Raw genomic sequence first — 20,394 nt, 5'->3', positions numbered from 1 at the left:
CATGTGCGGGCCATTTTTGTCTCCCCTACGCGGAAAAATTTTTCCATGTTGTGAAATCTTGGGTGGTAACATCGCCGGCTGCGTATCCCGCATGCCATCCATCGGGGATGGGCATCTCCCGGTATAGTGTTCCCCGCCAGGCCTCCAGGAAACATGGGCGGGCATGCATGAATGTGGCCGCGCATACAACCTTGCCCCCGGTAGTATGGGCGAGACGTTCCAGCCACGTAATTCCCCTGTCGCATCTGAGGAGGTGGTGGTCCAGAATCAGGATGTCCGCGTTTTCGGCCAGACGAACAGCATTGTTCCATGCCTCGCTCTCCTGGTCCGGGGTGGAGCGGTTCAAATACAGGGGCGGACCCGAGGCCATGACGATGGTCGGGCGCCAGGAGCGGATGATGTCAATGGGTTCGCGGTCCAGGAGCTGGATGTCCGAGGCGTGGACAAAGGTGGTCGACCCTTCCTGGATCCGGGTCATCATCACGGTTCCCTGTTTGCTCGCCCGCATGCCGTGGGGGACCATGGTGGAAAAACGCAACGGGCCGTCTCCCAGGCCTGGAGCATCCGGGATTTCGTGATGGATGGCCTCCTCCAGGTCCAGGCGGCGCTGGAGCATGGTTCCGGGGAGGCCGTTTCTGCCCGGGGCGTGGATTCTGACCCTGGCCAGATCATCGGCTACGGGGGCAATGGAGAGTTGGAAAGGGTTGGCCCGGCGTAAGGGAATATGGTCGCCGTGGAAGTGGGAGACGACCACGTCCGTGGCGGTTTTGAGGTGGTGGATTATCGTTTTTTTGATCCCGGCCCCTACGGCCACCTGGAAGGGGTGGGGAAGAAGGCCGTGGCGCATGTATCCCAGCGCGATTCCGGGGTCGATGAGGATGCGCCGGGGCCCGGTATCGACCAGGCAGGAGAGCCCCCGTACTCCCAGGGATTCGGTGCCCAGGATGGTGATGTTCATGGTTCGGGCTCCGGTGCGCGCTGGGTGTCAGTGGCCGGGGGAGAAGGGTTCGGCTCGGGAGACGCCGGTGGAAGCTGTTCCGCCGGAAAGAAACGGGCCGTTGGCTGGTTCAGGGTTCCGCCTACCTCCATGGTTCGTGTCACTGGTGAAGTATCCGTCACGGAGAGGAATCCCCGGAGTTCATTTTCCACAAGATCATAGGTTCCCGTGCCCGAAATCGTGGTTGATCCGGAGGTGAGATGCAGGCTGCGACCGTCCATGACCCCGTTATGGAGATGAAACCGGGCTGACAGAGTGGAAAAGGGGATGATATCCGTTGGGAGAGGTGTCCGTTCGGTCAAGCAGGACGATGGAGCCTCGCAAGGCAGTTCCAGCCCGACCAGTGATCCGTTGGATGCTTCAATGGTTGCCTGGCCGTCCAATGTGGCGGGATCGGGCAGCCAGGGAACACCCTGCCAGGCCAGATCCATGAAGATGTCCATGGAACCGATCAGGCCGGAGGAAGGTGGTTGCGTTTCTGTGAGTTCCCGGACCTTGGTGTTCGTGAGATCGGCCCTGAATGTGGTTGCGGGCGTCCGGGGATTCAGGTCGACCCGAATGTTGGCCTCCATGTTGCCTTCGGCGATGCGTCCTCTGAGAGGATAGATGCGCAGGATGCCCTTGTTGGCACGGATCAGCGTGGAGACATTTTCGGCGGCGAGCCCGGCCCATGCGATCCGATTGGCAGAGAAACTCCCGCGTATCCGGGATGATTTGAACCAGAAAATGAGCGGGTTCGGTGGATCCGAAGGAGGGCTCTCGGACAGATAATCGGTCAGATCCAGCCGATCCCCAAAGGCCTTGAAGGTGATTTTGGGGTGGGTGAATCCGGTGATCTTGCCTCTGCCGTGCAGGGCCTGGCCATCGATGAGCGTGTGGAGATCCTTGATCACGAGGGTGTCCGGATGCAGGGAACAATGTGTGTTTAGATCGATTTGCCGCGGATGATGGCCGCGTGCCTTGTTGCCCAGTCCCAGGGAATGCAAGGTTTCGGGAAGGCGGGCATTGACGATGAGGCCGCCTTCCCAGGAAGGTTGGTTCCAGGTGATGGTGGACGAGGTCAGGATGTCGATCCCCGGCAGCTCGGCTCGAACGGCCCTGAGCACAACCCGGTCGCAGTGCGGCTCGAGAAGAAGGGTGCCGGACAGGGAGGTGGTGACGGGTTGGGGAAGAAAGGGGAGGTCAACGGCAACCAACCGGGCATGGAGGTCTTCCACCAGCAGGGCCCGGAGATCTCTGGACAGGGTCAGGGTCCCGTTCATGTTCACGTCAAGGTTGTCGCGGGTAAGGCTGCAGTGCAATGTTCCCGGAATGTTTTGTCCCAGACCGTCGATGGACAGGTGGTCCACTGTGAGCGGAGGAGGGGCGGAGGGGGTGTCGAATAGGGCCGGAAATCCGGTGAGGGTCGCGTTGGTCACGCGGAGTGTATGGATATGGAGGATATCCAGGGGAAGGTGCACGGTATCGGTGCACGGCAGGGGGGGGAAGACGGCAGGAAGTGGGGTCTCTTGGGAATTTTTAAGGCCATTGCCAAGGGCGCGGAATGTCCGGGCCAGGGAAGAAAAATCCATGTGAACGTCTTGGACAGACACATCGCCGAGGTCATAACCGTCCGCACCCAAAGGCCAGGATGACAGACCCACTCCGACGTACCCGGCTTCAAGCAGGGGTGGGTTTTCCGGCTGGCCGGGATCGCTGATCCGGACACGGTTGAGGATTATTTCGGGGCGGGGCAGGAAGGAGATCTCCAGGGGTCCCTCGATGTTCAGGTCCAACCCGGTGTGTTCACGGACAACGGTGTACAGGGGCGGCTTGAGATCGTCAGGGTCGATGAGAACCGCCAGAATAGCCGCGAACAGGACAAATCCGGTGAGGATACCCAGAGAAAGTTTCAGGAACCAGCGCATGGGAGAACCTATGGCCAAGCCGGGAAAAACGCAAACAGGGTTCGGGATTCGGGGTGGGCAGAGAAAAAAACACTATTCCAGACGTAGCGGAATAATGCCCACCGGGTTCGAGATTTGGGATGCATCCGGGGATACCACGTGGAGACAAGAGATGTTTTGTCGTCACTGTTGCGCAGGCAGCTACTCTCCTGATGCGCCGATTTTTTTAGGATCCGATACCGGCTCGCGGGGCATGAACAGATAATAGACGATCCCGGCCGCCAGGATGGACGGGATGGAAGATCCCAGGGGGGATTCCATGGCGGCCAGTCCCTGGAATACCGCGAATCCGGCGACCCAGGCCAGGATGGCGGCCCTGTTGATCCCCTTGAAGTACCAGTAGGGACCCTTGGGGCGGTCGAGCTCTTTGGTCCGCATGGCCCGTTTTCTGAGCAGGAAATAATCGGTCATGACGATGCCAAGCACGGGCACGAACATGGCCCCGATGAACAGAAGGAAGGATTCGTACTGGGCCATGGGAAAGACCAGGGCGACCAGTATGGACAGGATACCCGCCCCCCAAATGACACCCTTGGGGTTGATCCGGTCGGAGATGTTCAGGGCCGAGCAGGTGGATGAGTACAGGTTGGCAAAATCCGAGGTGATGGTGGAAAAGACGACCAGGACCAGGGCGGGAACGGCAAGACCCAGGGACCCCATGGTCCGCAGGATGAGCATGCCCGGATCGGTCTCCCCGGTGATCAGTGTGGCCGTGAGACCCAGGACGTACATCCAGGATGAGACCAGGAAGTAGCCCCACCATGTGCTCCAAAAGGAGGTTTTCGTCCCCTTGGCGAACCGGGCGTAGTCGGCCACCAGGGGCATGAACGAGATGGGCATGGCAATGACCAGATCAAGGCCGGTCATGAAGTTCATGGTCACGGGCCTGTCCACTGCAGCGGCCACCCCGATCTCCTTGAAAGAGACCACGGTCATCAAGCAGACCACGATGAGCAGCCCGATGACGGCCGTGTTCTGCAGGGTCCTCCACAGGGGTTTTTCCGTGAACAATGCCCAGAACAGGGTGCCCAGGCCGATGAGCACGATCCAGAACCGTTCCGAGGACGGGACCGGGGCGAATCTGGCGAGCATGGCCCCTGCATGGCCGCTGATGATGAGCATGATCGCGGCCCAGCCCACGAGCTGGATGATGTTCAGGATGGCCGGAAGGATGGATCCGCGGATGCCGAAAGACGGGCGCAGTGAGGTCATGGCCATGACCCCGTGGTCGGAACCGAGAATGCCGCAACCGGCCATGAGGGTGTTGCCGATGAGGTGTCCGATGATGATGGCGGCCAATCCGGGCCATAGTCCCATGGGGGCCAGGAATCCTCCGGCCCAGATCTCGGCCAGGGAAACGGCCACGCCGGCCCAGAGCAGAAAATAATCCATGCCGCCGAGGGTACGGCGGGTGACGGGCAATGTATTTATGTCCATGATATTCGTGGCTTGCTGGGCGGTCAGGCCCATGGGGGTGACCGTAGGTGTGGAGCCGTGGCTAGGTTTTGTGCCGTGAACGTTTGGAATAGGCCCCTTTGGTCCGGGGGGGTGTCTTCATCCGGACGTTGCGGGGGCGGCCTATGCCCAAAAAAAAGAACGCACCGATCACGACGAGAACGGCCAAGACAATGATGATAAGGGCATCCATTCCAGGGTCCTCCCTTTTGGTTACAGAGAATATGACGTCAGCCCCGGATTCCAGGATCCGGGACCGGAGACGGCATCTTGGTCCGGTATCCTGGAATCCGGGGAGAAAGGATTCTTTAGCGGAACCATATAACCATAAATCCGGCGAGTCAAAGAATGGATGGGTGCAGGAGGTCGATTACTCCCGTTCTCCGGATGGAACGGTCCGTCTGGGGGAGGCCATGTGGATGGGTTCTGGAAGGTTGATGAAATCTTCGATGAGGGCGGGATTTATGCGTACGGCTACCTCAAAGGCCTTCATTCGCATGTCCAGCTCTTCGGCATCCTTGGTTGAAAGGTTCTTGGGGTGGGTGCCGGGTTCGATAGTAATCTCGACTGTTTTTTGCATGCCTCTCCCTTGTTGGGGGTGTAGTGATTGTATGTGTGGGTCCTTGGAATACTGTCCTGCAATCTGTATGCCCCGAAAGCGTGGCAGGAACGGAGCAAAAATCTATAGGGATGGAAAAGCGGGTTGTCAAAGGGGGGTCAGGACGGATCCGCGTCCGGGTCCTTGCCATGGCCCCAAACCAGTATGGTCCCATGGGCCGGAAGGGAGCCCGTGGTGGAGACGACGAGACGGCGTCCAGCCATTCCGCAGGTGTCAAAACTATGAACGGTGTGCAGCGTATGGATTTCGGAGAGCCGGGAGTCGTCGACCCCGTCCGTCAATCCGACGCGGATGGGTCCCCCTTGGGCAAGAACGATGTCGAGCCTGACCGCCTTGGGGTTGACCCCTATTTTTCTTTGGGGGGATGTTGCGTTCAGGCTGAATTGGGATTCTCTGATTATATAATTTGTGTGCATGGTCGGGTATGGTGGGGTTTTGATCACAATAATGTCATTGGAGTGTACAAAAACGGAAGTGGGGTAACGATGGCGGCAATACAGGATTTATATCAATGCATTGTCCAAAAAAGACATAGCGCAATGGGCCGGGGATGTCATCCCGGTCCGGTTGACGGTTCCATGCCCCCCCTGTAGATGCAGGCGCATTGTGTTTTGGTCCGATAAACGGGTCCATTTTCCTGGGGCCGAAATCCCCTCTGTAAGCAAAAAAGGATACCAGCCATGAATGTTTCCCTCCCCCTTGTCGCCATTGTCGGGCGGCCCAATGTGGGGAAATCATCCCTGTTCAATCGGATTTTACGACAGAAAAAGGCCATTACCCATGATCGGTCCGGAGTGACCCGGGATTCCCTTTTCGGCGATGTGACCCACCTGGAAAAACCTTTTACCCTGGTCGACACCGGGGGGATCGTTCTGGAGACGCCCCGGGAAATGGAGGAGGAGATCCTTGAGCAGGCACGGGAGGCTATCCATGCTGCGGATATCATCCTTTTCGTGGTCGACGGCAGGGAGGGGGTCACGGGAACGGATGAGGACGTTTGCGCCTATCTGCGCCAAAGCGGCAAGGAGATCCTGTTGCTGGTGAACAAGGTCGACGGCCCAGAGCACGATGAACGTCTGACAGCCGAATTCTATACATTGGGATACCCCTTGGCCGGTGTGTCCGCGGCCCATGGCTACGGCATGTCCACCCTCGTGGAGTGGCTGGAGAACCATGTCCCCGTGATTGAGCACGGGGAGGAGGATCCCCGCCCCCGTCTTTCCATGGCCATGCTTGGCCGCCCCAATGCGGGCAAGTCCTCGTTGATCAATGCGCTGGTGGGCAAGAACCGGCTTATTGTCAGTCCGGTCGCTGGAACCACCCGGGACAGTGTTGACGTCTCCTTTGTCAAGGAGGGGACCAGATACGTGTTTGTGGATACCGCCGGGATCAGGAGGCGGACCAGGATCGATGACGATCTGGAGCACTATAGTGTGCTCAGGGCCCTGCAGGCCGCCAGGCGGGCCGGGGTTGTCGTTTTTGTCCTGGACGGTTCACAGGTGCTTTCCGCCCAGGACAAACGGCTCATCGCCTACCTGGACCGGGAGAAGATTCCCTTTCTCATTGTGGTCAACAAGACCGATCTGATCCCGAAGGACGGCTTCCGTAAACGCCAGCAGGATCTTCGGGATGCCTTGGCCTTTTGCGGCCATGCCCCCCAGATCTTTGTCTCCGCCCTCAAGGGGCGGGGGGTGGGCAAGATCTTTTCCCTGGCCCAGAGATTGGTCAAGCAATGTTCCGCCCGGATTGGGACCGGAGAATTGAACCGGTTCATCCAATTGGTTACCGAACGGCACCAGCCCCCCATGGTCAAGGGCCGGCGTCTTAAAATGTACTATATGACCCAGGCCAAGGCCCAACCCCCGACCTTTGTTTTTTTCGTCAATGATCCCGATCTGGTCAAACCGAGTTACGGCAAATATTTGGAGAACCAGCTCCGTAAGTTTTTTCGGTTGGACATGGTTCCCTTGAAGATCGTTTTCCGGGGGAGCCACAAGAAGAAATAGGAGGGGGGCACAATGCCCGGTTTTCGTGGCAGGAACCCGGACAGCCCGGGGCTATTTTGGGGCCGGTCCAATCCCTTTGTGCACTGTGTGGCGTGTATCCCGTCCTTCCAGAACAATTGTTCTGTACGTTCTTTTTTTTCTATCTTGACCCGGGAATGCCGATTCCCTACATTATGACGGTTCATTTTCTATCTCGACACTCCCAAACTTAAGCAAAGGAAGGCATGACAATGATAGATGCGGGCAAGATCTGGTTCGATGGGAAACTGGTCCCTCAGGCCGAGGCGAACGTGAATGTGCTCTGCCACACGCTGCATTACGGGACCGCCGTGTTTGAAGGGATCCGGTGCTATGCATGTCCGAAGGACTCCGCGGTGTTCCGCCTTGAGGACCATGTCCGTCGGCTTTTTGAGTCGGCCAAGATTCTGCAGTTCGACATCGATTTTTCCCAGGAAGACATCTGTCGGGCCATCATCGAGACCCTGAAGGCCAACGATCTTTCCGAGGGATACATCCGGCCCCTGGTCTTTCTGGGTGCCGGCGGTATGGGGGTCAATCCCGGTGAGAATCCGGTCCAGGTGATCGTCGCGACCTGGGCCTGGGGTGCCTATCTGGGACAGGAGGCCCTGGAAAAGGGAATCCGTGTCCGGACCTCCAGCTTCACCCGCCAGCACGTCAATTCCATGATGACCAAGAGTAAGGCCGCGGGTAATTACGTCAACTCGGTCCTGGCCAAACGCGAGGCCCTCCAGGACGGGTATGACGAGGCCCTGCTCCTGGACGCCCAGGGGTACGTCTCCGAGGCCACGGGAGAGAATCTGTTCGTCGTCAGGGACGGGATCATCCGTACCCCCCCCCTGGGTTCCATTCTCGCCGGGCTGACCCGTAATTCTCTGATCCGGATAGCCGAGGATCTGGGCTACGAGGTCCGGGAACAGCGTTTTAGCAGGGACGAGGTATACACTGCCGACGAGGCATTTTTCTGTGGAACCGCCGCCGAAGTCACTCCCATCTGCGAGTTGGACCGTCGTCAGATCGGGGCCGGTCATGCCGGACCGGTGACCAAGGCCCTGCAAAAGGCCTTTTTTGCCATCGTCAAGGGCGAAAACCCCGAGTACGACCAGTGGTTGACCCACTATTCTCTGTAAGTAGGGGCGGACCTGGGTGTCCGCCCCTATTTTTGCATCGACCGGAGTGACCGCGTTGACCCGGTCGACCGTGTTGATCATTGAAGGATCATCCTTTAGCACCCCACTTTCATGAGCAAGGAAGTCCTTACCGCAAAATACAGGCCGCAAACCTTCGCCCAGGTCGCCGGGCAGAAGGCCATCAAGGCGATCCTTTCCCGGGCCGCTGCCGAGGATCGCATCGCCCCGGCCTATCTCTTCAGCGGCACCCGGGGGGTGGGCAAGACGACCATTGCCAGGATTTTTGCCAAGGCCATCAACTGCCAGGACGCCCCCGGTCCGGAGCCGTGCAATGCATGCCGGTTCTGCGACCAGATCACCAAGGGGGCCAGTGTCGACGTCATGGAGATCGACGGTGCCTCCAACACCGGGGTGGACAACGTGCGCAAGCTCCAGGAGAACGTGGCCTACGCACCCCTTGATTGTCGGTACAAGGTGGTCATCATCGACGAGGCGCACATGCTCTCCAAGCAGGCCTTCAACGCCCTGCTCAAGACCCTTGAAGAACCGCCCGGGCACGTCGTCTTCATCATGGCCACCACGGAGCCGGAAAAATTTCCCCAGACCATCGTCAGCCGTTGCCAGCATTATGTGTTCAAACGGCTTCCCCAAAAAGAGCTCGTGGACCATCTTTCGTTCATTCTCGAACGGGAAGCCATCCCGTTCGAGTCCCCGGCCGTGAATCTCGTGGCCCGCAGGGGGGCGGGGAGTGTACGCGATTCCATGTCTCTTCTGGCCCAGGTACTCGCCCTGGGCCGGGACGGGCTCCGGCTGGGCGATGTACGCGGTGTGCTCGGGCTGGCCGACCAGGAATTGTACCTCGATCTGGTCAAGGCCATTGCCGCACAGGATCTCGGTGCCATCAGCCGTGTCCAGAACGAGATCCTGGACAGGGGGCTCGATCTCATCTTTTTTTTGCGCGAATTGGTCCTGTGCTGGCGTAATCTCTTTTTGTTTATCCAGATGGGGGACGTGGCCCGTGGACTCATCGATCTCCCAGAAGAGGAGATCGATGTTTGGAAGACATGTGTTCCCCTGTTTTCTTTGGCCCATGTCCATGCATGCTGGCAGATGACCCTCGAAGGCCAGCGCAAGGTCCAGACGAGTCTTGAGCCGGGACTTGATCTGGAGATGCTCCTGGTCAATCTGAGCTATCTTCCGAGTTTGCTGCCTCTGGGCAGGGTGACGCCCACCCCCCGGACGGGCGGGATGGCCCCGGAAGGGAACCCTGCAGCGGCTCCTGCTGCTTCCCCGACATCCGCTGTTCCTGCGGCAGAACCCATGGCACGGTTCGGAACGGGTGCGGAACCTGTGCCGGAGGCCGGTGATGGGGGGGGGCTCGGTCGGGACGATCCAAGGCGGGACTCCATGCGAGACAACCCGGTGCCTGCATCGGCCCAAGGATCCCCGGCAACCATGACCGACCCCGCTCCGGTCCCTCCAGCACCCCCCCCCCGAGAACTCGATTGGCCCGGCTTTGTGGGGTTCTGTCAGTCCATGAAGGGGGATGCCGGCCAGGGATTCATGTTCCTCAAGCAGGTACGGGGGGTCATCGAGGATGCCCGCATCCGGATCCCTTGCACCAAGGAGTTTGTCTACCAGCAGTGTTCCCGCCGGGAGACCGTTGCCCGGCTCAGTGAACTTGCCGCCAAGTGGGCGGGCAGACCCATGGATATCCAGGTCGAACCGCCCCGGGAGCAGACCCATGTCTCCCCCAGTGAGGTCCGCACAAAGGCCCTCGCCGATCCCCTGGTCAAGGAGGTCATGGATACCTTCGGGGCACAGGTTGTCGATATCAGGCAGCATTAACCATCAAAGGGCCCCATCAGAGCCCATACGTCCGGAGGGGCACGGCGCGCCGTGCCCTTTTCTCGATCCCGGATAATTTTTAGCGGGGCACCCGGGGAGATCCCGGATCAGGCCCGGGATGACGCTTTGGGGGCCGTTTCTTATCGGCCCCCAGGTTCCAGTCCGCTCTCATCCAAATTATACCCAGACCAACCAATCCCAAGGAGGAAACCCGTCATGGGAATGAATGATATGTTGCGCCAGGCGCAGATGATGCAGAAAAAAATGGCCCAGATGCAGGATGAGCTCAAGACCAAGACCGTCGAGGCCTCGTCCGGCGGGGGGATGGTCTCTGTCAAGGCCTCCGGGGCCAAGGAAATTCTGTCCCTATCCATCGATCCGGCCGTGGTCGACCCACAGGATGTGGATATGCTCCAGGATCTGGTCCTTGCGGCCGTGAATGAGGCCCTGAAAAAGGCCACGGACATGGTCGAGGGGGAAATGGGACAGATAACCGGGGGGATGAAGATTCCCGGGTTGTTTTAGGAACGCCCCTTCGAGAACCTGGCCTGCAGGGATGGATCGGTACGCCTGTCCCGTACCCACAGCCCATAAAAAACAAAAGATTGTGGGAGTAAATAAATTGAGGTCCTGCATGGTAGACCGGAACCACGTTGGAACACGAAGTTTTCAAAATGGATTTTGGATGTACCTTCAAGGCAACCCAATCGTAGGGGCACCCCTTGGATCAGAGGTTCGACAACAACCCCATATTCCAAAGTGGTTTTGGTTTAACTGCCTGTAGTTTCTAGAATTCACTACCTTTAGAAGGGTAAATATCCCCGGATCGGAATGATGGTTCCGATCCCTATCCATGTCCCGTCCGGTTTTCGGGCGGGCATGCCACTTTTCGAGAGGACGGACGTATTGGCAAATCTTCCTAAACCCTTGCAAGACGTTGTCGACCGACTTTCTTCTCTCCCCGGAGTCGGTCCCAAGAGCGCGCTGCGCATGGCCATGACCCTACTCAAATGGCCCGGGTCCCAGGCCCGTGGACTCGGGCAGAGCATCCTTTCCCTGCGCGAGAACCTGTCCATCTGTTCCGTATGCGGAAGCTTGTCGGACACGGACCCCTGTCCCATCTGCGCCGATCCGAGGCGGGAGACCGGTGAACTCTGCGTGGTCGGGGAGTGGGATGCCCTTCTGGTCATGGAAGAGGCCGGGGGATACCGGGGGCGGTACTACATCCTCGGGGGGCTGCTTTCCCCGCTTGACGGGATCAATACCAAGGATCTGGATCTGGACGGCCTCAGGGGGCTGCTGGCCGGAGGAAGTGTTCGGGAAACGATCCTGGCCCTTGGGACCACGGGGGATGCCGAGGCCACGGGATCATACCTCAAGAACATGATTGAAAAAAACTTTCCCCATATCGGGATCACCCGGCTGGCCCAGGGCATTCCGTTGGGAGCTGAGGTCAAGTACATGGACAGGAATACCCTGCGCCAATCCCTCGAGTACCGGCAGAAAATTTGACGCGTTGGAGCATAGGTGACCCAGGACAACGGACAGACCAGAACCCTCAAGGGTGAGGTGGTGAGCATCGTTTTTGCCAGCAGCGAAAACGGGTTTGTCATTGCGCGGTTGAGGGCCCGTGGTGAGCCGGGGCAGGTCACGGCCGTCGGGACCATGGGCGAGGTCGTGCCCGGGGAGATGCTCGAGCTGACCGGGACCTGGAAGGACCACCCCAAGTTTGGAAGACAGTTCCAGGCGGCGACCTGCGTGCAGGTGCTTCCGGCCACGATCAACGGGATCAAACGGTATTTGGGGTCGGGATGCATCAAGGGGATCGGACCGACCATGGCCGGAAAGCTGGTCGAAAAATTCGGCGCCGATGTCCTGGATATTCTCGACGAGGATCCCCAACAACTGCTCCAGGTTTCCGGTTTGGGCAAGAAGACCCTCGGCAAGATCACCGCGTCCTGGGAGAAGCAGCGGGAGATCCGCTCCCTCATGCTTTTTTTGCAGACCTACGGGATCGCCCCGACCTTTGCGGGGAAGATCTTCAAGCATTACGGCATCCAGGCGGTGGAGCGGCTCAAGCAGGACCCCTACCAGTTGGTCTATGAGATCCGGGGGGTCGGGTTTGCAACGGCCGACGCCATGGCCCTGAAACTTGGGTTTGCCGAGGATTCGCCCGAACGCATACAGGCCGGGATCATGTATCTGCTCTATCAGCAGGGGGAACGGGGCCATCTCTTCTATCCGGGTGACGGTCTGTTGGAAAAGGCGGCCCATGCCCTGGGCGATATCCATGCGGATCTGCTCCGGGACGGGTTGGACAGGCTGCAGGAGTCCAAACGCATCGTCATCGAGGATCTGGATGAGCAGGATGTGCACCAGGCCGTGTACCCCCATTTTTTTTACCGTATGGAGCGGGAGATCGTTTCCAGGCTCCAGGCCGTTGTGTCCCACTCTGTCCGTGTGGACGGGGAAAAGCTCCAGGGGGTCATCGCGGAGCAGGAACAACGTTCTCGGGTGGATCTGTCCGAAGAGCAGCGCGATGCCGTGCTCGGGGCCTGTCGGAACAAGGTGTACATCATTACCGGGGGTCCCGGAACGGGCAAGACGACCATCACCCGGATGGTGGCCTGGTCCCTGAATGCATTGGGGCTCGAGGTCAAGCTGGCCGCGCCCACGGGCCGGGCGGCCAAAAGGCTTGCCGAGGCCACGGGCCGATCCGCCTCGACCATCCACCGTCTTCTCAAGTACGATCCCATGGGCGATGGCGGATTCGTGTTCAACGAAGACAAGAAACTCAACGTGGATGCGATCATCGTGGACGAGGTGTCCATGCTCGATTGCGTCCTCTGCCTGCACCTGCTTCGGGCCCTGCCCCTGACCTGCAGGATCGTGTTCGTGGGCGACGTGAACCAGCTTCCTCCGGTCGGGCCGGGCAATCTGCTCCGGGATTGCCTGGAAAGCGGGGTTCTGCCCCATAAGCGGCTGACAAAGATTTTTCGTCAGGCCAAGGAGAGCATGATCGTGGTCAACGCCCATCGGATCAACGAGGGCGAGTTCCCTCTGGGCGCGACCAAGCCGGTTCCCCATGCGGATTTTTTCTGGGTCGAAAACGACGATCCCCTGCGCATCCAGCAGCTCATCCTGAAGATGGCCTGCGAGCGGATTCCCGAGGTCTACGGTCTCGATCCGTTGCGAGATGTCCAGGTGCTCACCCCCATGCACAAGGGGGATGTGGGCACCATCGCCCTGAACACCCTGCTCCAGGAGCGGCTCAACCCCCACGGCCAGGAGGTCAAAAAGGGACAGCGCAGATACCGGGTCGGTGACCGGGTCCTGCAGATGCGCAACAACTATGACAAGGACGTGTTCAACGGCGACCTCGGCTGGATCGTTTCCATGGACCGCGAGGACGAGACGCTGGAGATCGATTTCGAGGGCAGGGAGGTGGAATACGGGTTCGACGAATTGGACGAGCTCTCCCTTGCCTATGCCGTGAGCGTGCACAAGTCCCAGGGCAGCGAGTACCCGGCCGTGATCATGCCCGTTGTCACCCAGCATTTCATGCTCCTGCAGCGAAACCTCATCTACACGGGCCTCACCCGGGCCAGGAAACTGGCCGTGATGCTCGGCTCCCACCGGGCCCTGTCCATCGGGCTCAAGAACAAGGAAAGCTCCAAGCGGTTCACCCATCTGGTCTACCGGTTGCGGGATGCGTTCTGATTTTAAGACTGGCCAAGCTAGTTGAAAAACCATATGAAATTCCGATGATTTTGTATGCCGGAGACCTTGTTCGATGATTGTGGTCATCCGGTGTCCCTCTCTCATTGTATTGGTGGATCATTTTTCCCGGGACTCTTCATGTCTGCCTATCTGAAACGCCTCTTTCCCGCTCTCTTGCTCATCGCCCTGGCCTCGGCCGTTCTGCTGGTTTCGGACCTCGGTCACAGGCAATCCTCGCGTCTTCAAAGGACCTCGCTGCCGGAAATCGCCATCATGCAGATCACGTCCACCCCGCTTATCGACCTGCATGTCTCCGGAATCATCGAACGGCTCCGGGACAACGGGTTCGTGGCGCCGGACCAGGGCAATCTGCACCTGTACAATCCCCAGGGAGATATACCAACGGCCAACGCCATCGGGCGGGAAATCGTCAGCCGGGGATATGACATGGTCATTACCTCGAGTACCGTTGCCCTGCAGGTGGTGGCCAATGCCAATAAGGGGGTGGGGATGACCCATGTGTTCGGGGCGGTCACCGATCCTCTGGGCGCGGGCGTTGGGATCACCGGCAGGAATCCTGAAGACCATCCCCCGTATCTGGCCGGGATCGGAACCTTCCAGCCGGTAACCCGGGTCTTTGAGATCGCCCATGGACTGAATCCGTCTCTCAAACGGGTCGGGGTGGTCTGGAATCCGGGAGAGCAATGTTCCGAGGCCTGTGTGCGCAAGGCCCGGTCCGTGTGTGAACGGCTGGGCATGGACCTGGTCGAGGTTACGGTCGGGAATACCTCCGGGGTCAGCGAATCCCTGCGTTCCCTGCTGGCCAGAGACATCCAGGCCTTGTGGATCGGGGGGGACAGTGTGGTCCAGGCGGCGGCGGACATGGTCTTCAAACTGACCGGCCAGTCCGGAGTGCCCGTGTTCACCAACGATCCCGAAGACGTTCACAAGGGGGCCATCCTCGGACTGGGCGCAGACTACAAGACCGTGGGCCGGTACACCGGGGATATGGCCGTGGCCATTCTCAAGGGGCGTGCCCCCTCTTCGTTTCCCATCGACAATACCGTGCCCGAGCGGCTCAAGGTGGACCAAAAGGTCCTGGCCCGCTTTGCCCCTTCCTGGACCATGACCGATGGGGTCCGTGCACTGGCCCAAAAGGGAAAAAAGGGGATTGTCCGTTCGCGCTACAACGGTCCTGCCCGGGTGGCCATGATCAATCTGACCAATGCCGAGGTTCTGGAACAGGCCGAGAAGGGGGTGGAAAAGGGGCTGACGGATCGCGGGCTCGTTCCGGGCGAGGATTATGTGCTCACCACATACAATGCCCAGGGCGACATGGCCCTGGTCCCCCAGATGATCGACACGGCCGTGACCAAGGGGGCGGATCTCCTGGTGACCGTGACCACCCCGGTGCTCATGGCTGCGGCCAAACAGGTCGAAGAACTTCCGGTCGTTTTTACCGTGGCCAGTGATCCCGAGGAACTGGGGATTTTTCCCCACGGCAGGCCCGCGAATTTCTGCGGGGTGCACGATGATCCCCAACTGGGGGCCCTGGTGGATATGGTCCTCGACTATGATCCCGATATCCATACGGTGGGGACCATCTATAGTCCGGCCCAGCGCAATGCGGTCATTTCCGTGGAGCGGCTGCGCAAGGCAGGAAAGACGCACGGGCTGACCATTCTGGAAACCACCGCGTCCAATACCCCGGAACTCTCCATGGGGGTCCAGTCGCTGATCGGCCGCGGCATGCAGGCCCTGGTGGTCTCTGCGGACAATGTGGCCTGCGCGGGTTTTCCCGTGATCCACAAACAGGCTGCGGGGGCCGGTATTCCCATCTTCACCACCGATGCCTCCCTCATCAATCAGGGGGCCACCGGGTGCGTGGGGGACGATTATTTCAGCTGGGGGCGGCAGTCCGGGCATCTGGCAGCCGATGTGCTGGCCGGAACGAACCCCATGGATCTGCCCGTTGAAGGGACCAGGAGCCAGGTGGTCATCCATCCCCGTGATGCGGCCGGGAAACGGGATGGATCGCCGTTGGACCTGCGCATGGTCCTGTACAATGAAACGGCATTTTCCGAGAGCTGCCGGGACGGTCTGCTCGAAGGACTGCGCCGGGGCGGGCTGGTGGAGGATGAGGATTACACCCTGCGCATCTACACGGCCCAGGGTGACATGACCACGCTTTCCAGCATCATGACCACGGTCAAGTCGGACCATGTGGATCTGCTCATGGTGATTTCCACGCCCTGCCTGCAGGCAGCGATCCGTTTGGCAGGCAAGGATACCCCTATCGTGTTCACCGGAGTGGCCGACGGTGTCCTGGCCGGGGCCGGAAAGAGCGAGACCGACCATCTGTCCAATATTTCCGGGGTGACAACGAGGTCACCCTTTGGGGGGCTGGCCAAACTTCTGCCCGAACTCATGCCCGGCATCACGAAGGTGGGCACCCTGTTCACCCCGGCCGAAGTGAACAGCGTCCTGTACAAGGATCGGTGGGCCGAGATCCTGGCAACGCGCGGCATCGAGCTGGTGGCGGTGCCCGTGACCGGGAGCGCGGAAACCGCCCAGGCCGCAGACGTGCTGTGTCGGGCCGATATCCAGGCCGTGACACAGATCATGGACAACACCACCCGGCCCGGGTTCGTCCATCTGGCCCGGAAGGCGAGTGACAATGGTCTGCCGGTGTTCGGGTTCGATTCCAGCCAGGTCAAGGCCGGGGCCGTGCTCACTCTGTCCAGGGATTTTTTCGACGCCGGTCTCGAGGCCGGGGAAAAGGCCATCCGCGTCCTGCAGGGTGAAGATCCGGCCGACATCCCGTTCACCAACACCCAGGCCGAAAAACTCATCCTCAACGAGGGGTTGGCCCGGTCATACGGCATGCACCTGGGTCCCGAATTGCTCCAGAAAGCCACGATGAGGAATCCTTGATGCAACTGACACGGGAAAAGGCAGGGAACTACCTGCTCATAAAGGCCGAAGGGCGCTTGGACGCCTCCTGGGCCGACTATTTTCTGGAAGAATTGCGCGAGTCCGTGCGTCAGGGCGAGCACCACATGGTGATTGATGCGGCCGGGCTGGTCTTTCTCAGCTCGGCGGGCATCCGGTCCCTGCTCATTCTGCACAAGGAGCTGCGGGCCGTTGCAGGAGGCTTTTCCCTGGTCAACGCCTACGGCATCGTTCGCGAGACTCTGACCTGCTCGGGATTTGCCCAGTGGCTGGCAGCAGATATGCCCGAAGATCCGGGGACCGGAGAGAGGGGTCCGGACGATGCGGACCAGGGCGTGCCCGGATGCGAGGTCCATCTTCTCGATGCGCAGGCTTCCCTGGAACTGACAACCGTATCCGCCTGGACCCCGTGGAATCCCGTGGACCGGAACATGTGCCGGCTGATGCGCTGCGCATCGGATGGGTTTGCATTGGGGATAGGATGCGTTGGACGGGATTACGATCTGGCCCGGGAGCATATGGGTGAATTTTTGGCCGTTGCCGGGCATGTGGTCCATCAGCCGCCCAGCGACCGGTCCCGCCCCGACTACATGCTCGCGGAAAAGGATTTCGTGCCCACCCTGTTCTGTGCCCAGGCCCTGCTTGCCAGGGGGGGCATGTCCCATCTCCTGCGTTTCGAATCTTCGCAGGAAGAGCCGGTATGGGAACTCTCGCGGCTCATGGACCGGGTGCTCGCACTGACCGGGAATAAAGCGTCCGGGTTCGCGATCATGGGCGAGATCGAGGGGGTGGTCGGGGGGTCCCTGACCCGGTCGCCCGGTGCCATCATGCCCGGCCAGGACATTGTTTTTCCCGAGATCCGCGACTGGCTGAGCTTCTGCGGGGAACGCATCTTTGCCCACGAACAGGCACTCATAACCGGTGTGGTTGCACCGGGGGCACGGGTCCCGACCTCTGCATCTCTGCCCGCCTTGCCGTCCCGTTCTGATCTTTTGCTGCACGCCCATGGAGCCGTGTTTCCCTATCAGCCCCTGCCCAACGGCATCATCGAGCTTGGAAGGAGCGTGGAGAAATGGCTGGACGGTCCGCCACCCAGGGCCGTGATGCATCTTGTGGACGACAACCGGCCTGCCGTTGGACTCGGGGAAACCGGGCTCATCCGGGGGGCCCTGTGGTGTTCACCTCTTGCAAATCCGGAGGTGCTCGCATGAGTCTGCTCATCGGTTCCTTCACCATGGGGCTCATCCTGGCCCTGCTGTCCCTGGGGACGCTCATCAGCTTCCGGATGATCCGGTTCACCGATATCACGGTGGACGGCTCCATCACCCTGGGCGCGTCCATCACTGCGGTACTCATCTCCCAGGGCGTCAATCCCTGGCTGGCAACGGGGGCGGCCGTGCTCGCCGGTGGATGCGCCGGTATGGTCACCGGGCTTCTGCATACCCGGTTCAAGATCCAGGAACTCCTGTCCGGTATTCTGGTCATGACGGCGCTCTATTCCATCAATCTGCGCGTCATGGGCAGGAGCAACATCCCCCTGCTTGACGTGTCCACCCTGTCGTCGCCCATGGAACGGCTGCTCTCGCACCTGGCCGCCCAGGGGGATAAGATGGATTTTTTCGGCTGGCTCGTGCCTGTCTCCGATGTGGCTACCTTTATCTGCAGCGGGCTTATCTGTGTTTTGACGGGATACGCACTCCACTATTTCCTGCACACCCATTTCGGCACCGGTCTTCGGGCCGCCGGGGGCAACGCCCAGATGGCCCGGGCCCAGGGGCTGAACAACAACACCATGATCGTCTTCAGCCTGGCCCTTGCCAACGGCCTGGTGGCCCTGTCCGGGGCCCTGCTCGCCCAGTACCAGGGGTTTGCCGATGTGCAGATGGGGATCGGCATGATGGTCTGGGGGCTGGCGTCCATCATCATCGGCGAGGCCCTGGTGGGGAAGGCGGGCATCGGTCTGACCATTGCCGGGACCGTTCTGGGGACCATCCTGTTCCGCCTGCTCATCGCCATTGCCCTGCGCTGGGGGCTCAATCCCAACGATCTCAAGCTGGTGACCGCCCTGTTCGTGTTCGCCGCCCTGGTGGCCCCCCATGCTGTGGCCGCCGTCAGAAAGCGTATGTTCCAGGGGGTGGGCCATGCTTAAGGTGACGGGCCTCCAGAAAACGTTTTTTCCGGGAACCGCGAACGAGGTCCGGGCCCTGCGCGGGGTGGACCTGCACCTGGATGGAGGGTGTTTTTCCGCCATCATCGGGACCAACGGCTCGGGCAAGAGTACGCTTTTGAACGCTGTTGCCGGAACCTTTCTGACCGATGGCGGGACCATCGAACTGAACGGCAGAAACATCACCCGCCTGCCCGAATACAAACGCGCTGCCCATATCGGCAGGGTGTTCCAGGATCCCTTTGCCGGGACCGTGGCGGAAATGAGCATTGCCGAGAACATCGTCATGGCCATGCGCAGGGGATGCCGGCGGGGGCTCACCATGGCCCTTGGTCGCAAGATGCGCACCGAGATCGGCGACAAGGTCCTGACCCTGAAGATGGGGCTGGAGGACCGGCTGGAAAATCCCATGGGCACCCTGTCCGGGGGGCAGCGACAGGCGTTGACGCTGCTCATGGCCACGTGGAGGAAGCCTGATCTTCTGCTTCTGGACGAGCACACCGCGGCCCTCGATCCCAAGAGTGCGGCCAAGGTGGCCGAGCTCACCCGGGAGATCATCGAGCGCGACAACCTGACCGCCCTCATGGTCACCCATTCCATGCAGCAGGCCGTGGACATGCCGGATCGGATCATCATGATGCACAAGGGGCGGATTGTGGATGATTATGCGGATGCGGAAAAGAAACGGGTACGCATCCCGGATCTCATGGAAACCTTTGATCGCGTTGCCAAGCGGGAGTTGTTCGATGAGACCGTGGCCGATATGCTTGCAGCCCAGTATGGTTGAGGAGGGCTGGGCCGGAGGCGATGTCGTTTGCGTAGGTTTTTTCCTGTAACCCGGCGACCATTTTGTCCTATCATGACCATCTACGAAACTGATCCCGAGACGTATTTCCGAGCCACCAGGAATATCGACCCCTCGTCCTTCCTCGCCCCTCTGGAGGAAAGGCTTCCGCCGGTTTCCCGCATTCTGGATATAGGCTGCGGCAGCGGGCGGGACCTGAAATGGCTGAGCGAACGGGGTCATCAGCCAGTGGGCATCGAACGATCCCAAGGCCTTGCCCGCCTGGCTCGCAATCATTCCGGTTGCCCGGTGATCCGGGCCGATTTTAGCGACTTCGATTTTTCCCGCATCCGGGCCCAGGGGGTCGTTCTTGTGGGGGCTTTGGTCCATGTAGAACCGGAAACCCTCCCCGGAATTCTGGCCCGAATATTCACCTCCCTCCTCCCCGGCGGCCATGGGCTGCTCACCCTCAAGCAAGGCCATGGAACCCGCACCCACAGCGACGGGCGAACTTTTGTCCTTTGGCAGGACGATGACCTCAGAAAGATATTTCGTGATCTCGGCCTCATCGTCGTGGATGCCCGAACCCAGGTTTCCCGCCTGCGTCCCGAAGACCTCTGGCTGGGATATGTGCTCCAGAAAGACAGCTATCCCCTCACAACGGGAGATTCCTGAATCGAGCCGGTGTAGAGGACGGGTAATAGAGGACATGACACGTTCTCCCGTCCTTTATCCTAAAACGTAAAGCTTAA

The 20,394-nt window shown here is 60.0% G+C and carries 17 protein-coding genes; 11 read left to right on the top strand and 6 right to left on the bottom strand.

The features are described from left to right. Nucleotides 1–25: 25 nt before the first annotated feature. The 6 genes from ACY692_RS02595 to ACY692_RS02570 form a co-directional block, all read right to left on the bottom strand. Nucleotides 26–958, bottom strand: a complete 933-nt coding sequence (locus tag ACY692_RS02595) for an MBL fold metallo-hydrolase (RefSeq protein WP_462323771.1) — start codon at nt 956–958, stop codon at nt 26–28. Further along, a complete protein-coding gene (locus ACY692_RS02590; protein ID WP_462323770.1) occupies nt 955–2,904 on the bottom strand; it encodes an AsmA family protein in 1,950 nt (649 codons plus the stop codon). Before ACY692_RS02590 ends, ACY692_RS02595 begins: the two co-directional genes overlap by 4 nt. A gap of 180 nt (nt 2,905–3,084) precedes the next feature. Continuing rightward, nucleotides 3,085–4,413 (bottom strand): putative hydroxymethylpyrimidine transporter CytX, encoded by a 1,329-nt coding sequence (cytX, locus tag ACY692_RS02585; protein WP_462323769.1) that lies wholly within the window; start codon nt 4,411–4,413, stop codon nt 3,085–3,087. A gap of 28 nt (nt 4,414–4,441) precedes the next feature. Further along, nucleotides 4,442–4,591, bottom strand: a complete 150-nt coding sequence (locus ACY692_RS02580; protein WP_462323768.1) for a hypothetical protein — start codon at nt 4,589–4,591, stop codon at nt 4,442–4,444. A 177-nt stretch (nt 4,592–4,768) separates the two neighbouring features. Continuing rightward, on the bottom strand, nt 4,769–4,978 hold the full coding sequence (locus ACY692_RS02575) for a hypothetical protein (protein ID WP_462323767.1): 210 nt from the start codon (nt 4,976–4,978) through the stop codon (nt 4,769–4,771). A 137-nt stretch (nt 4,979–5,115) separates the two neighbouring features. Then, nucleotides 5,116–5,433, bottom strand: coding sequence for a hypothetical protein (locus ACY692_RS02570; protein WP_462323766.1), 318 nt, complete (start codon nt 5,431–5,433; stop codon nt 5,116–5,118). A gap of 264 nt (nt 5,434–5,697) precedes the next feature. Here ACY692_RS02570 and der point away from each other — a divergent pair, with 264 nt between their 5' ends. From der to ACY692_RS02515, 11 genes are all read left to right on the top strand, one after another. Further along, nucleotides 5,698–7,023, top strand: coding sequence for a ribosome biogenesis GTPase Der (gene der / locus ACY692_RS02565; RefSeq protein ID WP_462323765.1), 1,326 nt, complete (start codon nt 5,698–5,700; stop codon nt 7,021–7,023). 230 nt (nt 7,024–7,253) lie between these two features. Next, nucleotides 7,254–8,171 (top strand): branched-chain amino acid transaminase, encoded by a 918-nt coding sequence (locus ACY692_RS02560; RefSeq protein ID WP_462323802.1) that lies wholly within the window; start codon nt 7,254–7,256, stop codon nt 8,169–8,171. Nucleotides 8,172–8,282: 111 nt separating this feature from the next. Continuing rightward, nucleotides 8,283–10,019, top strand: a complete 1,737-nt coding sequence (dnaX, locus tag ACY692_RS02555; RefSeq protein ID WP_462323764.1) for a DNA polymerase III subunit gamma/tau — start codon at nt 8,283–8,285, stop codon at nt 10,017–10,019. Between the two features lie 222 nt (nt 10,020–10,241). Further along, entirely contained in the window at nt 10,242–10,544 is a 303-nt protein-coding gene (locus tag ACY692_RS02550) for a YbaB/EbfC family nucleoid-associated protein (protein WP_462323801.1), read from the top strand. Nucleotides 10,545–10,925: 381 nt separating this feature from the next. Further along, the gene (recR, locus tag ACY692_RS02545; RefSeq protein WP_462323763.1) at nt 10,926–11,531 is read left to right on the top strand and encodes a recombination mediator RecR; all 606 of its coding nucleotides are present in this window, start codon (nt 10,926–10,928) and stop codon (nt 11,529–11,531) included. A 15-nt stretch (nt 11,532–11,546) separates the two neighbouring features. Then, complete coding sequence (recD2, locus tag ACY692_RS02540) at nt 11,547–13,739, top strand: SF1B family DNA helicase RecD2 (protein ID WP_462323762.1); 2,193 nt, start codon at nt 11,547–11,549, stop codon at nt 13,737–13,739. A gap of 138 nt (nt 13,740–13,877) precedes the next feature. Beyond that, nucleotides 13,878–16,673 (top strand): ABC transporter substrate-binding protein, encoded by a 2,796-nt coding sequence (locus ACY692_RS02535; RefSeq protein ID WP_462323761.1) that lies wholly within the window; start codon nt 13,878–13,880, stop codon nt 16,671–16,673. Then, nucleotides 16,673–17,902, top strand: coding sequence for an STAS domain-containing protein (locus tag ACY692_RS02530; RefSeq protein WP_462323760.1), 1,230 nt, complete (start codon nt 16,673–16,675; stop codon nt 17,900–17,902). Before ACY692_RS02535 ends, ACY692_RS02530 begins: the two co-directional genes overlap by 1 nt. Continuing rightward, nucleotides 17,899–18,840: an ABC transporter permease gene (locus ACY692_RS02525; RefSeq protein ID WP_462323759.1), complete on the top strand. Its 942-nt coding sequence runs from the start codon at nt 17,899–17,901 to the stop codon at nt 18,838–18,840. Before ACY692_RS02530 ends, ACY692_RS02525 begins: the two co-directional genes overlap by 4 nt. After that, nucleotides 18,833–19,645, top strand: coding sequence for an ABC transporter ATP-binding protein (locus ACY692_RS02520; RefSeq protein WP_462323758.1), 813 nt, complete (start codon nt 18,833–18,835; stop codon nt 19,643–19,645). The genes ACY692_RS02525 and ACY692_RS02520 overlap by 8 nt, the downstream gene beginning before the upstream one ends. Nucleotides 19,646–19,717: 72 nt before the next feature. Further along, complete coding sequence (locus ACY692_RS02515) at nt 19,718–20,317, top strand: class I SAM-dependent methyltransferase (protein ID WP_462323757.1); 600 nt, start codon at nt 19,718–19,720, stop codon at nt 20,315–20,317. The last annotated feature ends 77 nt before the right edge of the window (nt 20,318–20,394 follow it).

Source organism: Desulfoplanes sp. (assembly GCF_054921335.1).
The sequence above is the reverse complement of the archived record's forward strand: the minus strand, read 5'-3'. Positions and strand labels throughout refer to the sequence as shown.

Bases quoted from the DNA above. Each gene is read 5' to 3' on its own strand.
- ACY692_RS02595 (WP_462323771.1), bottom strand. From the start codon at position 958: ATGAACATCACCATCCTGGGCACCGAATCCCTGGGAGTACGGGGGCTC.
- ACY692_RS02590 (WP_462323770.1), bottom strand. From the start codon at position 2,904: ATGCGCTGGTTCCTGAAACTTTCTCTGGGTATCCTCACCGGATTTGTC.
- cytX (WP_462323769.1), bottom strand. From the start codon at position 4,413: ATGGGCCTGACCGCCCAGCAAGCCACGAATATCATGGACATAAATACA.
- ACY692_RS02580 (WP_462323768.1), bottom strand. From the start codon at position 4,591: ATGGATGCCCTTATCATCATTGTCTTGGCCGTTCTCGTCGTGATCGGT.
- ACY692_RS02575 (WP_462323767.1), bottom strand. From the start codon at position 4,978: ATGCAAAAAACAGTCGAGATTACTATCGAACCCGGCACCCACCCCAAG.
- ACY692_RS02570 (WP_462323766.1), bottom strand. From the start codon at position 5,433: ATGCACACAAATTATATAATCAGAGAATCCCAATTCAGCCTGAACGCA.
- der (WP_462323765.1), top strand. From the start codon at position 5,698: ATGAATGTTTCCCTCCCCCTTGTCGCCATTGTCGGGCGGCCCAATGTG.
- ACY692_RS02560 (WP_462323802.1), top strand. From the start codon at position 7,254: ATGATAGATGCGGGCAAGATCTGGTTCGATGGGAAACTGGTCCCTCAG.
- dnaX (WP_462323764.1), top strand. From the start codon at position 8,283: ATGAGCAAGGAAGTCCTTACCGCAAAATACAGGCCGCAAACCTTCGCC.
- ACY692_RS02550 (WP_462323801.1), top strand. From the start codon at position 10,242: ATGAATGATATGTTGCGCCAGGCGCAGATGATGCAGAAAAAAATGGCC.
- ACY692_RS02535 (WP_462323761.1), top strand. From the start codon at position 13,878: ATGTCTGCCTATCTGAAACGCCTCTTTCCCGCTCTCTTGCTCATCGCC.
- ACY692_RS02530 (WP_462323760.1), top strand. From the start codon at position 16,673: ATGCAACTGACACGGGAAAAGGCAGGGAACTACCTGCTCATAAAGGCC.
- ACY692_RS02525 (WP_462323759.1), top strand. From the start codon at position 17,899: ATGAGTCTGCTCATCGGTTCCTTCACCATGGGGCTCATCCTGGCCCTG.
- ACY692_RS02520 (WP_462323758.1), top strand. From the start codon at position 18,833: ATGCTTAAGGTGACGGGCCTCCAGAAAACGTTTTTTCCGGGAACCGCG.
- ACY692_RS02515 (WP_462323757.1), top strand. From the start codon at position 19,718: ATGACCATCTACGAAACTGATCCCGAGACGTATTTCCGAGCCACCAGG.